Here is a 1,489-nt window from a genome sequence, read left to right as displayed (position 1 = left end):
AGACGCCGGCTGCACGGGCGACATCGAAGGAGGTGACGCGCCGCTGCTCGCGGGACATGCCGCTCGTTTCCCTCGGCCGCATCAGGTCCGGCAGGTCGGTGCAGATGCCGAGCACCGGCAGGACCATGATATCCTTCAGGACGTCCGGCCGCTCCTCGTGCCAGAGCACGATTTCCTTGCCCTCGGCAAAAGCCCTGTCGATCAGGTCCTCTGTGACGAATTCCTGCGGCGTATCGCTCGCCTTTTCCCAGCACAGATGCAGGATGTCGGCGCCGGCCATCTCGCCTGCCGCATGCGGATCATGACCGACGCGGATCAGCACGGAGAGCGGATAATCGCAGCCCATCTCGCGCAGCTCGCACACCTGCGCGGTATCGAAGGAACCGAGACAGGCGAAACGCTGATCCATATCCTTCAGGTGTTGCCAGCAGAGCGGACCGGTGCCCGGCCGTTTCAGTTCGACATAGAGGCCGCAACCGGTCTCCCGCCCGAGCGCGGCGACTTCCGCGAAACTCGGCACATCCGGCACCGCCTCGCGCAGTTCCGCAAAAGTCATCTGCGAGATATGGAGGTCCTGCTGGAAGACCCGTTGCAGATGATCGTCATGGGAAACGACGACCACGCCGTCCGAGGTCATCTGGGTGTCGAGTTCCCACATTTCGGCGCCGAGTTCCGCTGCGCGGCGGAAAGCAGTGAGCGTGTTTTCCCGTTCATGGCCGCTCGCGCCGCGATGGCCGATGCAGAATGGCAGCCGGCCCTTCCCTTCCGGCCAGCCGAATTTTCCGAGGAAGGCGGAGAAGTCGTGCATCAGAGCCTCCATCACAATCTCTGTCCGCCTTCTGCAAAGACAAAGGTCGAGGCGCTGTCCAGGTTCCAGCGCACGCTATCACCCGGCTTCACATCGTCGCGCACCGGCTGGATTGAGCGCAGCACGGAGCCGTCCGGCAGAACGACATCGTATAGATTTTCGCGGCCTTGAGTTTCCGCAAACACGACCTTGCCTTCGACGGGCACACCGCCCGCCGTGCCGAAATGTTCCGGGCGGACGCCAAGGCTGAGCGCGGTGCCGTCGGGAATGCCCGAAACCGCGGCGAGCGGCAGGCGCAAGCCGTTTTCACCGAGCACAAATGCTCCCTGCTGAGCCCGGCCCTTGAGGAAGGAGATTGGCGGATTGCCGAGGAAGCTGGCGACGAAGGACGTGCGCGGATCGTTATACATCTGCGACGGCGTGGCGATCTGGACGATCTCGCCCGATTTCATGATGGCGATGCGGTCGCACATCGACATCGCCTCGACCTGGTCATGGGTGACGAGGATGGCGGTGATGCCGGTTTCCTTCTGCAGCCGTCGGATTTCCGAGCGCATCTCGAGCCGGAGCTTGGCGTCGAGATTGGCGAGCGGTTCGTCGAGGAGCAGCACGTCCGGGCGGCGGATCAAAGCGCGGGCGAGCGCCACGCGCTGCTGCTGGCCGCCGGAAAGCTGCGCCGGG

2 protein-coding genes are annotated in these 1,489 nt (G+C 64.1%); both read right to left on the bottom strand.

Annotated elements, in window-relative coordinates; all coding sequences use genetic code 11:
- The coding region (locus tag MOV61_RS29890) for a glycerophosphodiester phosphodiesterase (protein ID WP_247139173.1) at positions 1-811 on the bottom strand (811 nt) is incomplete at its 3' end.
- A gap of 8 nt (positions 812-819) precedes the next feature.
- The coding region (locus MOV61_RS29885) for an ABC transporter ATP-binding protein (protein ID WP_247139172.1) at positions 820-1,489 on the bottom strand (670 nt) is incomplete at its 5' end.

It is taken from the genome of Neorhizobium sp. BETTINA12A, assembly GCF_023006485.1.
GTDB lineage: Bacteria > Pseudomonadota > Alphaproteobacteria > Rhizobiales > Rhizobiaceae > Neorhizobium.
This window is presented reverse-complemented; position numbering and strand designations above follow the sequence as displayed.